The following is a 14,944-nucleotide window of genomic DNA, read 5'->3' as shown; positions in this document are numbered from 1 at the left end:
CGGGCACATCATCGTTAACGTCGAGGCATGAGTACCGAAGGCGACCTCCTGCACACTGTCACGGCTGACAACATTTCCGAAAGTCGCAGGCGCCTCGGCCGCATGATGGTCTGGGGATCGGCAGCCGTTTTCTTTCTCCTCGCCGCCATGCAGTTCCTGCACGATACCGGACACAGCGATATCGGTTTCGCGACATGGCGGCCGGTGCTGTTTGCCTATTTGCTCTGGGCGACGGCGCTCTGCGGGGCACAGGTGGTCGTAAATGGCGAAAAAGGCAAACGTACGCTCTTCGTGCTCCCCGCAGCACTTTTCGTGATCAGCCTCGTGGTCTTCCCGTTGCTCTTTGCGCTCTACGTGTCCTTCACCAACTGGAACCTCGCCTCTCTCAACGGGCCGCAACCCAATGGCTGGGATAACATGCGCCAGATGTGGAGCGATGCCTTTTACTGGAACGCTCTGAAAAACATGGTGTATTACGTGCTGGCGGTCAGCGTGGAATACGTGATCGCCTTCGGACTTGCCCTGCTTCTCAATGCCCAGATACGGGCGCGCAAGTTCTTCCGCGTGGTGTTTTTGCTACCGCTTATGCTAAGCCCGGTTGCCGTCAGCTGGATGGTCGGCAAATCGATGATGGAGATACGCTTCGGCCCGCTGGCGCGGTTGGCCCGTGATCTGGGCTGGGACAGTCCGAGCTTTTTCGGCACACCGGAAATGGCGCGCTTCATGATCATGGCGATGGACGCATGGACCTTTATTCCCTTCATGATGATCATGCTTCTTGCCGGTCTGCAGGCGCTGCCGCGCGAAGTGATCGAAGCCTCGAAGGTCGATGGCGCGTCAGGATGGCAAAGCTTCAAGGAAGTCATCTTCCCGCTGATGCTGCCGGTCTCCGTCACGGCCATCGTGATCCGCATCATCTTTAAACTGAAGCTTGCCGACATCATCATCAACATCACCTCCGGCGGACCCGGGGGGGCGACGGATTCGGTCACCAGCTTCATCTTCCGGGAATATCGTGACCGGTCGAACGTGGGTTACGGCACGCTGCTGGCAATGGTCTATCTGGTGCTGATTGTCATCTTCATCACGCTGCTTCTGAAAGCCGTCAGCCGGTTCATGGAACGTCCGGCATGAGCGCCATTTTCAAGGATCATGACGCCGACCGAAAAGTGCGGGTGAAATGGTGGAGCAGCCGAGTGGCCATCTATGCGGCCCTGATCACATGGGCGATCATCTGCCTGTTTCCCATCTACTGGACGCTGACCACATCGTTCAAGCTGGCCCCGGACGTCATGCGCGGCAACATGATCCCCTGGTGGGATTACACACCAAGGTGGAAAGGCTGGGAGTCGCTGGGCCTGTCACCGCGATTGATTGGCGAAGTATCGACGGTGCGCGAAGAGTTTCTCAAGAGGTTCTACAACTCCGCCATCGTGGCGGTCTCCGCCTCCATGCTGGCGGTGATCCTCGGTTCGCTGGCGGCCTACGGGTTGTCCCGCTTCAATTACCGTTTCGGCTTCATGCGCAACTCCGATATCTCGTTCTTTTTCCTCAGCCAGATGATACTGCCACCGGTGGTTCTGGCGCTGCCATTTCTGGTACTTTACAAATCCCTGGACCTGCTCGACAGCCGGATCGGTCTGATCCTGCTCTACACGCTGATGGTCCTGCCCATCGTCATCTGGATCATGCGCGACCAGTTTCAGGGTATCCCGGTTGAGCTGGAAGAGGCAGCGCTGGTGGATGGCCTCGGAATCTGGGGGGCTTTCGTGCAGATCGTGCTGCCAATTGCCCTGCCCGGCATGGTCGCGGCCTTCATCCTCAGCTTGGTATTGTGCTGGAACGAATACTTCTTTGCCGCCCTGCTGACCTCCACCGACGCCAAGACTCTGCCCGTCATGGTGGCCTCGCAAACCGGTTCGCAAGGCATCAATTGGTGGTCGATGGCCGCGCTGTCCTCTGCTGCGATCATGCCGCTCGTCGTGGTCGCGATATTCCTTGAGAAATACATCATCAAGGGCATGGCTGCAGGAGCGGTGAAATAAGCCACCCCGATGGCTTCGGGGAGATTGTCCTGAGTAACCGCTTCATCACGGTTCGCTTTTCACTCAATCAAAGCATCAGCAGGACAAACCCCGAGGTCACCAATTTAACAGCACCACAGGTTAGGGGAAAAACTGCGGTAACCGCGTGCCCTTTCACATCACAATGACACAAGGCGGAACGCGGATTTTCCGATGTCTTGGCCTGCCATCCGATCAGCTGCCGAGCTCGGCCGCGATGTCTTTGGTTTGTTCGTAAAGCCGCCGAAACAAGTCATAGTTCTTTTGATACGCCGCATCAGGCGTCGCCCGGATGGTCTCAGCCACCGGATTCCACGCGGCAATGTCGCCGCGCCGGACCGCACCTATCGCCAGCGCGGCCATGAAGGCGTCCCCGTAACTCGCTCCGGTGGTCTTTTCACAAACCAACTGATCTATTCCGGTGATGTCAGAGGTCGCCTGCAACCACAGCCGGTTCCGGGTCCCGCCACCGACTGCCAGCAGACGCGACGGTGTCTGGCCGAGATCGGCGAAAGTATCGGTCACATGCCGTGTGCCATAGGCAATGCCCTCGATAAGCGCGCGGTACATGTCGCCGCGGGTATGGGTCAGGTTGAGGCCAAAAAATGCGCCCTTGGCATCCACGTCATGGATCGGTGTCCGCTCTCCCGAAAAGTAGGGTAACAGCAGCACGCCGGTTGCGCCCGGCGGCGAGGCTGCGGCCTCCCGGGCCAGATCAGCAAAGGCTGTCTCTGTCGGGAGATCACGTGCGAACTGGTCGCGGAACCAGTGGGTTAGCGTGCCGGACGTCGCCAGCCCCGCCATGGACGCGTGTTCGCCTTCAAAGAGCCAGGGCGCGTACCAGATGCGCGGATCGCTGACCTGCGCTGCGGCCCGCAAGATGATGAAGATAGTCGAGCCGTACATCATCATCATGTCGCCCGGCTGGTCGACGCCCACTGAAAACGCCTCGGCGGCCGCATCGATTGTTCCGGCCGTCACCGGGGTGCCTGCGGCCAGACCGGTTTCTGCCGCAGCGCTTGAAGTGACCTGACCGGCGATTTCGTGCGACCACAAGAGGCGCGGCAGCTTGTCCAATGGCAAAATATCATCCGCCAGATCATCCACCCAGCTCTGCGTCTGCACGTCATAGAGCGGTGAGAAATTGGCCGCGGTATAGTGATCGATCACCACCTCACCGGTCAGACGCTGCACCAGGAAACTCGTCGATGTCAGAACATGCGCCGTCCTGTCGTAGATATCGCGACGCTGATTTTTCAGCCAAAGGATCTTAGGCCCCACCGACTGCGAGGTCAGCGCATTGCCACAGCGCGCAATGATCGTCGCCTCGCCGATGCGCGCCGTCAGCTCGCGCACCTCCGCTTCGGCCCGGCCGTCGACGCCGTAGAGCACGCCGTTCATCAAGGGGGCGCCATCCGCGTCAACGGGCAACATGCAGGGGCCGATCGCACTGCAGGCAACCGCCTTGATATCCTGCGCATCAATGCCGCTTTCATTCAGCAGCGTTTGGCAAACAAAGACGAAATCGCCCCACCAATCCTCTTCGGGCCGGTGCTCCGCCCAGCCCGGCTGCGGCACCAGCATCTTGTGCGCCCGGGCGGCCTGAGCAATCACCTGCCCTTCAAGATCGACCAGAACACCCTTGGTTTCGTAAGTGCCGATATCAATGCCAAGCGTGTAAGCCATCAGGTGTAATCATCCCTGTCGAGAGAGAATTGCGGCGTGATCCCGGCCAGGGCTGCCTCCAGTAGCCGGGCCAGCAAAACCAGATCCCCCAGATCGCACATCTCTCGTGCCGAGTGGGAGTAGCGCATGGGAAATCCCATATCGATGCTGGCCACACCCTCCCCGACAAGCTGGACATACGACAGGTCCGTCAGGACACCCACCTGCGCGCTGCGTTGAAGCGGAATGCTTTGTGCCTTGGCCGTGGTTTCAAAAAGGTGAACCATCGCCGGATGCGGGATGACGCCGTTCAACGTGCCGCGCCCGTGAAACGAATAGAGACTCATACCCGGCCCGCCGCCAAGCGTAAGATCGCCGCGCATGGCCATATCAGGCGTGTCGGTTGCCAGCATCAAATCCAACTGGATCGCAATATCCGGCATCAGTTTCTGCGCCAGCGGTTGCGCCCCACGCAGATTGAATTCTTCCTGCACCGTGAAGGCCAGATGCACGGGCGGCCCGTCGGTGCGTGTTTTCAGCACGCGCGCGATCTCCAGCAACACCGCACAGCCGGCGCGGTCATCCACGCTGGTCCCGGCCACCCGGTCATTGATCATCTCCGTCGCGTGCGGTGCGTAAACAACCGGCGAACCGATACGGATGCCCGCGGCCTCCACCTCGGCGGCGGACGCCATGCCGGTATCGACATAAAGATCGGCATAGCGGGTAACGGTGTACTTCTCATCCGGCCCGGTCGCGTGATGGCTTTTGGTGGCAATGATTGCGGGGATGTCTCTTCCCTCGCCCACGCAGATCAGCACTTGCTGTGCCGCCAGAGCCCGCTCTGGCACGCCGCCCAGACGCTCCAGCCGGATCAGCCCGTCTGGCTCGATCCGGCGCACGATAAATCCCAACTGATCCATGTGCGTAAACAGCATCACGCTGGGGCCCTCGCCGGGAAAATGGGCCACCAGGTTGCCCAGACGGTCGGCGTCGCTTGCCACGCCGATCTCTTGCAGATGAGATTGGATACTGCGCCTGACGCGATCCTCGTGGCCGGACAGACCGGGGATGCGCATCAGGTCCATCAGGTTGCGTTTGATCCGGTCTTTCATGCGCGCGCTTTCCGGGCGGTCTCCATAAAGGCCTGAGCCCTCTCGGGGTCTACCGCGTTCCAGGTGTCGCCATCGAATTTCAACGATGATCCGACGATACATCCGTCGGCAATCGCCATAACATCGGCGACGGTCTCCTGTTTCACGCCGGTATTCGCCATCACCGGTATCGCGGGCAGCACCGCCTTCACCGCTTCAAGGTCGGACAGGGCCGCGGCCTCCCCGGTGATCTGACCTGACACCAGCACTGCATCCGGAATAGAAGAGAACACCGCGCTTCGGGCGCGGTCGGGCAGCGGGCGCTGATCGAGCGAATGGGCAAATTCCGCAGAGACATTGTAGAGCATCGCCATATCCGACCGCCCCAACCTGTCACGGTAGCGCATTGCCTTGCCTGCGTCCGGTGTCCAGGGGCCCATATCCGACGCGTAGGTGCCCGTGAAAATCTCGCGGACGAAGGCGGCGCCGGTTGCCACCCCCAAAGCAATGCTCGACATCGGGTCCCACAAGAGGTTGACCCCGAACGGCACTGTGATGTCGGATTTCAAGGCACCTATCAGGGCCGCCATCGTGGCGGTCGACGCCGTGTCGACCTGGAATTCATAGGGGCGGTCGTTCTCGTTGCCGAACATGACCGCATCGAAACCGGCCTCTTGCAGCGCCATCAGATCAGCGCGTGCCTGCGCCACCAGATCGGCGGAGGGGTCATGCAGGGGCGATCCGGGCAGGGCACCGATATGCACCATGCCGATGACGGGCTTCGTCTCCCCGAAAACCTGCCTGAAATTCTTCGTCATAAAGTGCCCTCCCCGACCAACACTAGGATTGCCGGACTGTTCACGCAAAGAGAAACTGGATTATGCTCGCAGCGATCAGGACGCGTTGTCCCCATTGCAACCAGACGAAGGAAACGTGACAGTGGGCCAGGACGGAAAGTGACCACCATGAAGATCGATGCACATCAGCACTTCTGGCAGCCCGCACGCGGCGATTACGACTGGATGCCGAAGGACAATGCCACTTTGAACCGTCCCTATGCGCCGGACGATCTGGCCCCCAAGCTGACCCGGCACGGCATAGATGGGACCGTTCTGGTGCAGGCCGCGGCCACCGTCGAAGAGACGGAATACATGCTGGGACTGGCCGACGCGACACCGAGCATCAAGGGGGTTGTCGGCTGGATCAACTTCGAAGACCCGCGCCAGTTGTCGCATCTGACCCGGCTGACCGCTCATCCAAAGTTTCTGGGCGTGCGCCCGATGATACAGGATATTCCTGACATCGACTGGATGCTGCGCGATGATCTCCAATGGGCCTACCGCGCCATCGTCGACCTGGACCTGACCTTCGATGCATTGGGGTTTCCGCAACATATCCCTAATTTCCTGACCCTGATGAAGCGGTATCCGGACATGAGGGTTGTCTACGATCACTGTATGAAACCGCACATCCGGGATCAGCGCGCAGGCAAAGATGCGTTCTCCGACTGGGCGCGGGGCATCTCGCGTCTTGCAGAGGAAACAGAAGGGTACTGCAAGCTGTCCGGATTGGTCACCGAAGCGGACGATGGCTGGCAGGCCGACGATCTCCGGCCCTTTGCCTTGCACATTCTGGGTGCCTTCGGGGCCGGGCGCGTGATGTGGGGGTCTGACTGGCCTGTTTGCAAACTACAGGCGACATATGACGACTGGCATGACCTCGCCACCCGTTTTACGGCGCATCTGACACCGGATGAACGCGCCGATGTCTTTGGCGGGACAGCTGCCCGGTTCTACCGTCTGGGCTGAGTTTCCATAAACTCAAACACCCGTTCCGGCGCGAGGCGCGCCCGTTCCTCCAAGCTCGAAGATACGTGCAGCGCAGCGGCGGCTTGCGCAAAGCCGATTGCGGTATCCAGTTCCTCGCCCCGCACCACCTCTGCCGCCAAAGCGCCCACGAACATATCTCCGGCACCATGCGTCGACACCACGTCGACAGCGTAGCCGGGAGAGTGACGCCCGTCATATCGGACGCCGTCTGAACCCAGTGTCGTCAGACATGTCACGGAGTTTGGCAGCGCGCCATATGCCGCCGCCTCCACCCGGTTCACGATCAGCATGTCCACGAGGCTCAGAAGCGCGCTTGAAAGGGGTCTCGCAGGCGCCGCGTTCAGCCAAAGGCGTGCACCAATGCTGCGGGCATGCGATGCAACGGCCAGGTTGACCGCTTCCGGTATCTCATTTTGCAGCAAGACCAGGGAAGTGCCATCGGGAATTCTGACGCGGCTCGTGTCTATCCGAAGGTTGGCCGCCGATACGATGACAGCGCCATAGTCGCCATTATCGTCGACAATTGCCGTGCTCATGCCGCTCGCCCCGTCGTCTTCCTGAAGCAAGGTCGTGTCCACGCCACTGTCCGCAAGGGTCGCACGAAGGATGGTGCCGAAAGCATCGCTGCCCGCGCGACCCAGAAACGCAGCATCCGCCCCCATACGTGCAGCGGCGACCGCCTGATTGCCGCCCTTCCCGCCAAAGACATAGTCCACTCCGGTCCCGGCGACGGTTTCATCCAGCGCGGGCAGATGTGGCGCGCGCACGACGATATCAAGGTGCAGCGACCCCGCGACCAGCAGCCTCATGCCAGCACCGCTGCCTGCACGAGCCGCATGGCCGTCGGCGCGTCCTGCCGGGCAATCGCCGCTTGCAGATTCGCGTCTGCGACAAGGCGCGATGCGGTCAGGCGCAGTTTTTGCACCACTTCGATGTTCGCCCGCGCCTCGGCAACCGGATCGAGGCCCGAATGATCGGGAAATGTGTCGAAATATAACGTGCCATCGTATCCGGCTCGCTCCAGCTCAACGAGCAACTCGACCGTCTGAACGGGATGCACCGCGCCGACCATCAGACCGTTGTCCCACTTGCCATAGCCATCGTTCAGATGCACCCCGAGAATGCGCGAATGGCGTGAAACGAGAGCGGCGGCAAAGGCGGGCATTTCATCGGCGTAAAGCACATGCGCGAAGTCCAGTGTCACGCCGGTGTTGCTGCGCCCGATTTCGTTTAATGCCAGCAGTGTCGTGGCGGCATCCGGCATCAGCGCAAAGGCGCGCGGTTCATTGGGCTTGTATTCCAGCGCGATATCAATGTCGGGATTATGATCGCATACCTCGATCATAGCGTCGATGGTATCGCCCCAGGCACGCGCGTAATCCATCTGAAACGAATAATCGAATCCGTCCTGACCCATCCACAGTGTCATCAACCGGCCGCCCATGCCCGCCAAAACGTCAAGACCACGTTTCGTTTCATCAATCGCCGCACGGCGCACCGCGGCCTCCGGATGGGTAAAGGCTCCCAGCTTGTAGCCCGGGTCGGTGTAGTAGCGCATTGCCATGCCATTCAGGACCATGCCACCGTCATCCATCACACGCAGAAGCTGCGTCGGATCATCGTCCACAAAGTGGTCGGGGTAGTTCAGATCGGCGGCGGTCAGACCCGCCGTAGCAGCGCGCGTCAAAAGATCCGCTGTCGTGATCTTGTTTTTTCCGGGCCAGTAGTCTGCAGCGCCGATCTTGAAAGCGTTCAGGCGCGCCGCGAAACGGGGAGTGGAGGTGGTATTCATACCGCGGAGCCTAGCCCGCCACTGCCCGGAAACGCAATTGGATCTGTCCCACGGGCGGATCAACCGATCCCGCGCATCTCCGCGTCCCACCACCGTGGGGCATGGCGCGGCGCGCGGCGCAAGACATTCGTGCCGCAGTGAATCTCACCCAGCCGGATATGATAATACCACGTGTCGACAAAATGGACTTTCAACCCAAGCGCCTCTAGCCGCGTCTGGATGAAAGCCTCAAAGAGATCGACAGTGCCCTCCGGGATCAACAGCCGGCGCCACCCCTCTTTCAGATCAGGCAGTTCATCCGCCGGGTTCGGCCGGGACGAGAACGCGCCTTTGTTGGCCTTGATGATCGCCTCGCGCACCTCCGCTTCGGTCATGTCCGCGAACCCATCCGCAAACTGCGCCGCAATACGTGCGGAATCGGACCCGCTGGCGCCGGGAAAGATCGGGCGCTTGATCCAGTGGATCAAGCGATCCAGACCCCGGCGCCGGAACGTTTCCGCGTCAAACAGGCTGGCCTGCGACGGCACCGCGCGTTTGAGAATGCGCGCAGCCACATCGGGCGCCGCGCGCGGCCCGTAGGGTCGTGGCACCAGAACATGATGCCCCAGTATCTGCATGTTGACCCCGTTCGGCAGGAAGGCGGAGGTTTGTTCATTGTCGAAATCGGGCCCGATTTCCTTGGTCTGCTTGTCCTCGATCCACGTGACCTCGTCATAAAGCACCGGGATCTCCAGCCGGGGCAGATCGGGAAAGGCACCTGACAGGGTGCGGTGCAGGTCAGTCAGTTTATTTTCGGCCAGCCAATCGTTGGTGAACCGGCCAAAATATCGAAACTCGCGGATCGACATCGAGGCATTGTAGTTCCTGTCACGCCCCGGTTCCGAGTTGTAGGCAATCACCTCAGAATCGTCCTGCTGAAGATGGAAATCCACCGGGTAGTGCCGGACCATGTCCCTGTAAATCAGGGGGGGTTCAATCGTCGCGAAGGCGTCCTTTGGCAGATGGTGCAACCAGTAGCGCCCGCGCAGCATACGGGTCACAGGCGCGTCGCCGTCGGTTGTCTTGTCACGCAGGGCCGGATGCAGCGCGTTTTCGTCGTTCCCCGCCGCCACTGCCATCGTGCCCCCGCCTTCCATGTAGACGCCAAAGGCCGCGTCCACGATGGCCATCGCCAGCCCGGGCGAGGCCACGGCGATTACGGACCCCGGCTTTGTGGAGGGGGCGGGCACGAAGGCCATCACTTCATCCACATGGGCCACGTCGAGCCATGCAGTTTCAATGTCCACAACCGGCTGCGCGCCCTGGCTTTCCAGAAAATGCACGAGGTCCGGATCGGCCCCCCGCGTATCGCTGGCGGCATTGGCACCGAACGCGATTTTGCCGAAGGGCGCATCCTTGAGGGGTGGTGACACCTCAAGATTGCCGCCAAAATTCAACGAGCCGTGTTTTCCGATGAGGTTCTCGTCAAAGTCATCGATTTCCCGGGCCGTGAAGACCAGATCGCCAAAGGCGTCTGTGGGCACGATGATCTTTCTCTCGTCGCGCCGCAGGATCAGGGTCTTCTTCACCAGCGTCAGGCGCAGCGACAACAACGCGCGCAATTGCGCCATTGCTTCTTTCTGACCATCCTTCACCGCCGCGCTGGCGCGACGATCCAGCACGCGCCGCACACGTCCGACCGCCCGCACCACGGCTGCGCGCGCGTCGAAAAAGCCTTGCGTGTTCAGGAGCAACAGCTGTTCTTCCAGCTTTTTGTCCTGCGCCGTCTTGTGCAGATCGCGCACGAAATAGGCGGAGCGGATTAACCCCCAAAGGCCCCACAGGCGATCGAGACGCCGCGACAGTTCAAAACTGTCCTTGAAGAGGAACGTACGCGCGCGGCCGGATGCGTCCGTTGCTTCGCCCACGGGTCGCAGGTAAAAATCCTGCAAAAGGCCCAGATCAGCGCTTGGGAAATGCGCCGGGGTCATGGTTGAAAGGTTTGCGCCGATACCATCCTGCGACACGTTGGAGCGCAGGCGTGGCAGGTGGCAGATGGCGCGCAGGGACGCGCGGGGCGCGTGACAGGCCCCCAGCTGGAACTGATCCTGTATCCAGGCATCCCCGTTGTTCACAGCATGGGGGATTGGCAAAAAGGTTACGCCGCGCAGTCTTTTGACAAGCGCGCTGACCTCCTGAACGCTCGGGTAATTGCCCCGCTCGATAGGGTCGTCTTCATCGATCTGGCACATGTACAGTCGCTCTGGCACCGCCATGTTGTCGATGATCAGCCAGGGCGCAACCGTGCCGGTGAATGTGTCCGAGGCCAGCATGGTGCCGTCTATTGCCAGAGCGGAAACCGTCACGTTGAACCGACCGGGATCAGCGCTTCGCGCAGCTGCGCCCAACAGCGGGGAGCCGCGCAGACTGATGGCCTCGACACTGAACTTGTAGTCGCCCACCCCGGTGATCGGCGCCTCAAACCGGTTTGCGGTGACGTGCAGCAGGCGATGCCGTCGGTCGGTGAACCGCAAGAACTCCTCGCCGCCCGCATCAACCTCGAATTGCAGGCTGCGGGCCTCGCCGTCGGACACGGCCACGACAAGCGACGCTCGCTCGTTGTCCGCACCGCTGCGGGTGCGCGTGTGATCCAGCGCCACGGGTTTTGCGGGTGCCACCTTGCGCGGCAGCCTGCGCCCGTCGGCGTCAATATTGGGCAGAACCACGAGACCGGGAAACGCATTTTTCAGATCCTGTTCGCGCGCCTTGCGGGAAATCCTGCCGTCCTGGTCAAAGTCGCCAAAGACTGTGAGCGGTGCCATGGATCAGTCGGATTCCGGCACGGGTATGAACTCACCCGTGTCCTCGTCACGCTGCCACTCCGGCAGGCTGTTACCCGGGCGAATGCGTACCAGCGTCGTGTACACCGGAATTTCCCACGGGTCGCCAACAGGCACCTCTTCAGCCTCTGTTTCGGTTTCTCTGCGGTCCCTCAGGTCATCAAGGAATGGCGCATACCTGGGGTTCGTAATCTCGGGAGGTTCCGAGCCCTGCCAGATCAGGCCGGTATCCAGCCAATGCATCAAGGCGGCTTCAAACCCGGGGCGCACGGGCAGGTTCACATCGGCATATCCACATTTCAGGAACTCGGAATGCAGTGGATCGACATCCTGCAACAGTAGTTTTTCCTTCCAGGTCGACCGCCTCCCCCAGAAATACGGCAAGAACTGATACGTCATGTTTTCCCATTCAAAGCAGTTCATGAAGAAGCGGGCATAGCGCGCTTCGGGAACAGCTTCTTCCGCATCGATGCGGCCATCCATGAAGCCGAGGATGGCGTCGAATTCCTCGAAATTCTGGCCGGTGATCATCGACAAAGCGGTCCGCGTCAGCTCCGTCCGTTCCAATAAACGGTTTTCCAGCGGATTGCGCCCGCTGATGACAATCCCCTCCTGCGCTTCCAGTTCCGCCTTGCGTTCACGGTATTCCGCCATCATCGCCTGATACCGTGCGACAATCGCATCGTAGGTTTTCAGCTTCCACTCGTTCATCGCGTGCCCGGTGCGCAGCAATGTGATCTGAATACCGATCACGTAGGACTGGATGTTGCGCGCATGCAGGCCGATCATGATCGACCCCGTCTCGTTATCCAGAGCCTTGTGATAATTGCCCTTGATGGCGCCCGACTGATCCCACAGAAAGCTGGTGTAGGATTCACCGATAAAAACGGTGACACCGCTCAGGATGCCGCCCGGGACCGTGGTTTCCCCATGTTTGGGGCGACCACGCTGCGAAATAATATATGCCTCTACCGCCTTGTATCCATTGGGTATTCCCATTTCGAGGCTGTTGGTCATCTCCTCCGGTGCCGGTTCGCTTTGCGGCGCTGCGGATTCCGGGTACCGAAAAACCTTGGACAATATACGCTTTGCCGGCGGCGGTGGTTCAATGCCATCCACCTGATATTTGCGCACATATTTCATGTAGTTGTCTGATCGCAGATGACTGGGCGAAAAGTCGATCGGATCCGGCTCCACCAGATCCGCCAGAGGACCCTTTTGCTTTTTCAGCGTGTTAAGGAGAAAGAACTGAGGTTCGGGCACGGGAACGTTCACGAACAGACGGGCACCGTAGTCATAAACCTGCGCGCTGTAGACTTTGACGAGCCATTGGAACATCGCCGCGATGTGCTCTTCGGTCTCGTTTTCAAACCCGTGCTGATTGGTTTCCTCGAACTCCTGAATTGTCCGGACAATCTCCTCGCGCCGCACCCGCTCACTGATGCGCAGCGCGGTTTTTTCCAGCAGTTCGCGGGCAAAAGTCGATGCGGTCCGGTTGATCGCCTCCGCCGAGCTCTCCGTCGAAAACTCCGTGTCCACGCTGACCTCCACCGGGCCGTAACTTGCGGAAACCGACGCACCCAGCTTGAACTTCTGGTCTTCTTTCAGGGTCAGTTGTGCATCGCGCTGGAACAGGGTGCGTTCGGTTGTCTGCAGATCGCGCTCTTCGTCGCGAATGGTCTCTTCTTCGCGCGTGACCGTGTCTTCGGTTCTGCGCAACCTGCGGGTTTCGCGATCCTTCGTCTCGCCGATGACGACATTTTCGACATGGGCGATTTCCTCTGCCTCATAGCGCAGGATGTGTTGCTGCGTCTTGCGCAATATCCCGATATGCGTGGGCCGTATCATGCCGACACTGGTCGGCACACGTGGCGGTTCCGGGTTGGCAAGGGACCCGCCCGCAGGAAACGCGGGCACATTCGTCGGGATGGTCGATGTCCCGATGCGCAGAAACTGCGGCGGATCGGGTTGTTCCGTCAAACGCGCGAGGCGCGCAGCGACCATGGTTGAGCGCCCTTCCAGTTGCCCAAGCGTTCCGCTCAGTGATACCGGCTCATTGGTGATCCCGACCGTCGCCAACACTCTGCGTGTCGGCGCAGACAGGGCATCAAGGCTGCTTGCACGCAACAGGACGCGGCTGTCGGGTTCAAAATTCTGCACTGGCGCGGGGAGCAGTGCTGCCAGCTCACGCGGCGCGGCAAGATCATCAATGCGCGGACGCGTTGCGGTCTCGCGACCTGGTTCCAGATCAGGGGTCGGGCCAAAAGCCTCAAGGTCATGCGCGCCAAGGGTCAGCACCTCTTCGGTTGCGATCTCGAGGTCCTGCAGTTCTTGTGACAGTGCGGCGATCTCGTCCGCGCTCTCATCCGGTTGCGGCTCAACCGCATCGGGCTGGTCTGCAGGCAGCGGAAAGATTTCCGCCGGCAATTCCAGAGTACTGCGCAACAGCCGACGCGACGTTGTCTCGTTCAGGGCCGCGTCCCCTTCTGCAATTCTTTCCAGAATGGCAATTGCCCGCTGCAGTTTCACGTAACGGTTCAGGCGACCGAAATGCGTATCAGTCACCAGCTTGAGAGAGACAAGCCTGTCAAAAACCCTGTCGCGAAACGCATCAAACACCCGGTCTTCCAGCAGATCCTGCGCACCGCGACCGAACACCTCCGAAACCAGGTTGGCGTAGTCGGACAGCGTCTGGGGCGACTGATCAGCCAGCATATCGCAAAATTGCGTCAGCAGGGCGGCAAATTCGCGATCACCGCGATCTTCATCGACACCGGTCTCCTCGATGAAGTCTCGTGCGACGGCCAAGACGGCCGACCCCGAACCGCTTTCGCGGGCATCCAGAAGTCGCCGGCCGAAGGGCGTTATCCGAAAATCCAATGCGGGTGAAATCTGTCTGGGCCGGGGCCCGACCAGTTGAACGAATCTGAAGCTTTCTTGTTTTGCCATGGGGGTTATCCGTAATAATTATTCAAAAATAGGGGTCTTGAAGACATAAAATATTCCCCAAGCTACCACTTCAGGTAGTACTTCCCAAAATGGTTAATCGGGCCGGGGCCAAACTGGCGAAAATCAACCGATCCCGGGTGACCGTAGGGCGCCGGTCGCTTGTGTCGGAAGAACCGCAATTCAACTCTGCGATGAGGCCGCCATCAGGGCGCACGCTTACGAAACCCGGGCGCAGGAATTTTGCTGTAAGAGTGGTGATTGAGACCTACATTTGACGGAATCAACGTTCTTGAAAGGAGCGACCTTGGCAGGGGCCACGCTCGGAAATGATGCTCGATAAATCCGGTAAAATGCCGGTGCCCGGCTTGTGGCGTCCGATCTGGTTCGGCATCGGCATCGCCGCATTGATCGCAGGCGCGATCGGCGCCGTGCTGCCCATTCTGCCGACGTCGCCATTTGTCATTCTTGCGGCCTTTGCCTTCGGCAAAAGCTCTCCGCGTCTGAAATCATGGCTGGAACAGAACAGTGTTTTTGGGCCGATGATTGCGGAATGGCAACAATATGGCGCCATTGCCCCCCGATACAAAGCAATGGCACTGGTCATGATGGCCGCGGCCCTTGGCCTCAGTGTTGCCCTTGATGTCCGTGGGACAATCCTCATCGTGCAGGCAGTTTGCATGACACTGGCCGCTGGCTTCATTCTCACTCGTCCCGGCGGCCCAGAGTAAAACTG

11 protein-coding genes are annotated in these 14,944 nt (G+C 60.1%); 4 read left to right on the top strand and 7 right to left on the bottom strand.

Translation table 11 applies throughout. The annotated features are described in order from the left end of the window. Positions 1–27: 27 nt before the first annotated feature. A complete protein-coding gene (locus tag KX928_RS06340) occupies positions 28–1,134 on the top strand; it encodes a carbohydrate ABC transporter permease (protein ID WP_219500233.1) in 1,107 nt (368 codons plus the stop codon). Continuing rightward, complete coding sequence (locus KX928_RS06335; RefSeq protein WP_219500231.1) at positions 1,131–2,045, top strand: carbohydrate ABC transporter permease; 915 nt, start codon at positions 1,131–1,133, stop codon at positions 2,043–2,045. The genes KX928_RS06340 and KX928_RS06335 overlap by 4 nt, the downstream gene beginning before the upstream one ends. A 213-nt stretch (positions 2,046–2,258) precedes the next feature. Here the strand turns inward: KX928_RS06335 and KX928_RS06330 are convergent, their stop codons facing one another. Genes KX928_RS06330 through KX928_RS06320 form a run of 3 tightly spaced genes read right to left on the bottom strand, consistent with a single transcriptional unit; the run spans position 2,259 to position 5,640 of the window. Beyond that, on the bottom strand, positions 2,259–3,749 hold the full coding sequence (locus tag KX928_RS06330) for an FGGY-family carbohydrate kinase (RefSeq protein ID WP_219500228.1): 1,491 nt from the start codon (positions 3,747–3,749) through the stop codon (positions 2,259–2,261). After that, positions 3,749–4,843 (bottom strand): M42 family metallopeptidase, encoded by a 1,095-nt coding sequence (locus KX928_RS06325; RefSeq protein ID WP_219500225.1) that lies wholly within the window; start codon positions 4,841–4,843, stop codon positions 3,749–3,751. The genes KX928_RS06330 and KX928_RS06325 overlap by 1 nt, the downstream gene beginning before the upstream one ends. Then, positions 4,840–5,640 (bottom strand): BtpA/SgcQ family protein, encoded by an 801-nt coding sequence (locus tag KX928_RS06320; RefSeq protein ID WP_219500223.1) that lies wholly within the window; start codon positions 5,638–5,640, stop codon positions 4,840–4,842. The genes KX928_RS06325 and KX928_RS06320 overlap by 4 nt, the downstream gene beginning before the upstream one ends. Positions 5,641–5,787: 147 nt before the next feature. On the opposite strand from KX928_RS06320, the gene KX928_RS06315 reads away from it, so the two are divergent. Beyond that, the gene (locus tag KX928_RS06315; protein ID WP_219500222.1) at positions 5,788–6,630 is read left to right on the top strand and encodes an amidohydrolase family protein; all 843 of its coding nucleotides are present in this window, start codon (positions 5,788–5,790) and stop codon (positions 6,628–6,630) included. Here KX928_RS06315 and KX928_RS06310 read toward each other — a convergent pair. The 4 genes from KX928_RS06310 to KX928_RS06295 are packed head-to-tail and all read right to left on the bottom strand — an operon-like array spanning position 6,615 to position 14,211. Further along, positions 6,615–7,460: a PfkB family carbohydrate kinase gene (locus KX928_RS06310; RefSeq protein WP_219500221.1), complete on the bottom strand. Its 846-nt coding sequence runs from the start codon at positions 7,458–7,460 to the stop codon at positions 6,615–6,617. The genes KX928_RS06315 and KX928_RS06310 overlap by 16 nt on opposite strands. Then, entirely contained in the window at positions 7,457–8,443 is a 987-nt protein-coding gene (locus tag KX928_RS06305) for a TIM barrel protein (RefSeq protein ID WP_219500220.1), read from the bottom strand. The genes KX928_RS06310 and KX928_RS06305 overlap by 4 nt, the downstream gene beginning before the upstream one ends. A gap of 59 nt (positions 8,444–8,502) precedes the next feature. Further along, on the bottom strand, positions 8,503–11,244 hold the full coding sequence (locus KX928_RS06300; RefSeq protein WP_219500219.1) for a protein-arginine deiminase family protein: 2,742 nt from the start codon (positions 11,242–11,244) through the stop codon (positions 8,503–8,505). A 3-nt stretch (positions 11,245–11,247) separates the two neighbouring features. After that, positions 11,248–14,211 (bottom strand): hypothetical protein, encoded by a 2,964-nt coding sequence (locus KX928_RS06295; RefSeq protein ID WP_219500218.1) that lies wholly within the window; start codon positions 14,209–14,211, stop codon positions 11,248–11,250. 326 nt (positions 14,212–14,537) lie between these two features. Between KX928_RS06295 and KX928_RS06290 the strand changes: the two genes are divergently transcribed. Next, positions 14,538–14,939: a YbaN family protein gene (locus KX928_RS06290; RefSeq protein ID WP_257883616.1), complete on the top strand. Its 402-nt coding sequence runs from the start codon at positions 14,538–14,540 to the stop codon at positions 14,937–14,939. The last annotated feature ends 5 nt before the right edge of the window (positions 14,940–14,944 follow it).

It is taken from the genome of Roseobacter insulae (assembly GCF_019375555.1).
Lineage (GTDB): Bacteria > Pseudomonadota > Alphaproteobacteria > Rhodobacterales > Rhodobacteraceae > Roseobacter > Roseobacter insulae.
This window is presented reverse-complemented; position numbering and strand designations above follow the sequence as displayed.

Coding starts and splice junctions, on each gene's coding strand:
- KX928_RS06340 (WP_219500233.1), top strand. CDS start 28: ATGAGTACCGAAGGCGACCTCCTGCACACTGTCACGGCTGACAACATT.
- KX928_RS06335 (WP_219500231.1), top strand. CDS start 1,131: ATGAGCGCCATTTTCAAGGATCATGACGCCGACCGAAAAGTGCGGGTG.
- KX928_RS06330 (WP_219500228.1), bottom strand. CDS start 3,749: ATGGCTTACACGCTTGGCATTGATATCGGCACTTACGAAACCAAGGGT.
- KX928_RS06325 (WP_219500225.1), bottom strand. CDS start 4,843: ATGAAAGACCGGATCAAACGCAACCTGATGGACCTGATGCGCATCCCC.
- KX928_RS06320 (WP_219500223.1), bottom strand. CDS start 5,640: ATGACGAAGAATTTCAGGCAGGTTTTCGGGGAGACGAAGCCCGTCATC.
- KX928_RS06315 (WP_219500222.1), top strand. CDS start 5,788: ATGAAGATCGATGCACATCAGCACTTCTGGCAGCCCGCACGCGGCGAT.
- KX928_RS06310 (WP_219500221.1), bottom strand. CDS start 7,460: ATGAGGCTGCTGGTCGCGGGGTCGCTGCACCTTGATATCGTCGTGCGC.
- KX928_RS06305 (WP_219500220.1), bottom strand. CDS start 8,443: ATGAATACCACCTCCACTCCCCGTTTCGCGGCGCGCCTGAACGCTTTC.
- KX928_RS06300 (WP_219500219.1), bottom strand. CDS start 11,244: ATGGCACCGCTCACAGTCTTTGGCGACTTTGACCAGGACGGCAGGATT.
- KX928_RS06295 (WP_219500218.1), bottom strand. CDS start 14,211: ATGGCAAAACAAGAAAGCTTCAGATTCGTTCAACTGGTCGGGCCCCGG.
- KX928_RS06290 (WP_257883616.1), top strand. CDS start 14,538: ATGATGCTCGATAAATCCGGTAAAATGCCGGTGCCCGGCTTGTGGCGT.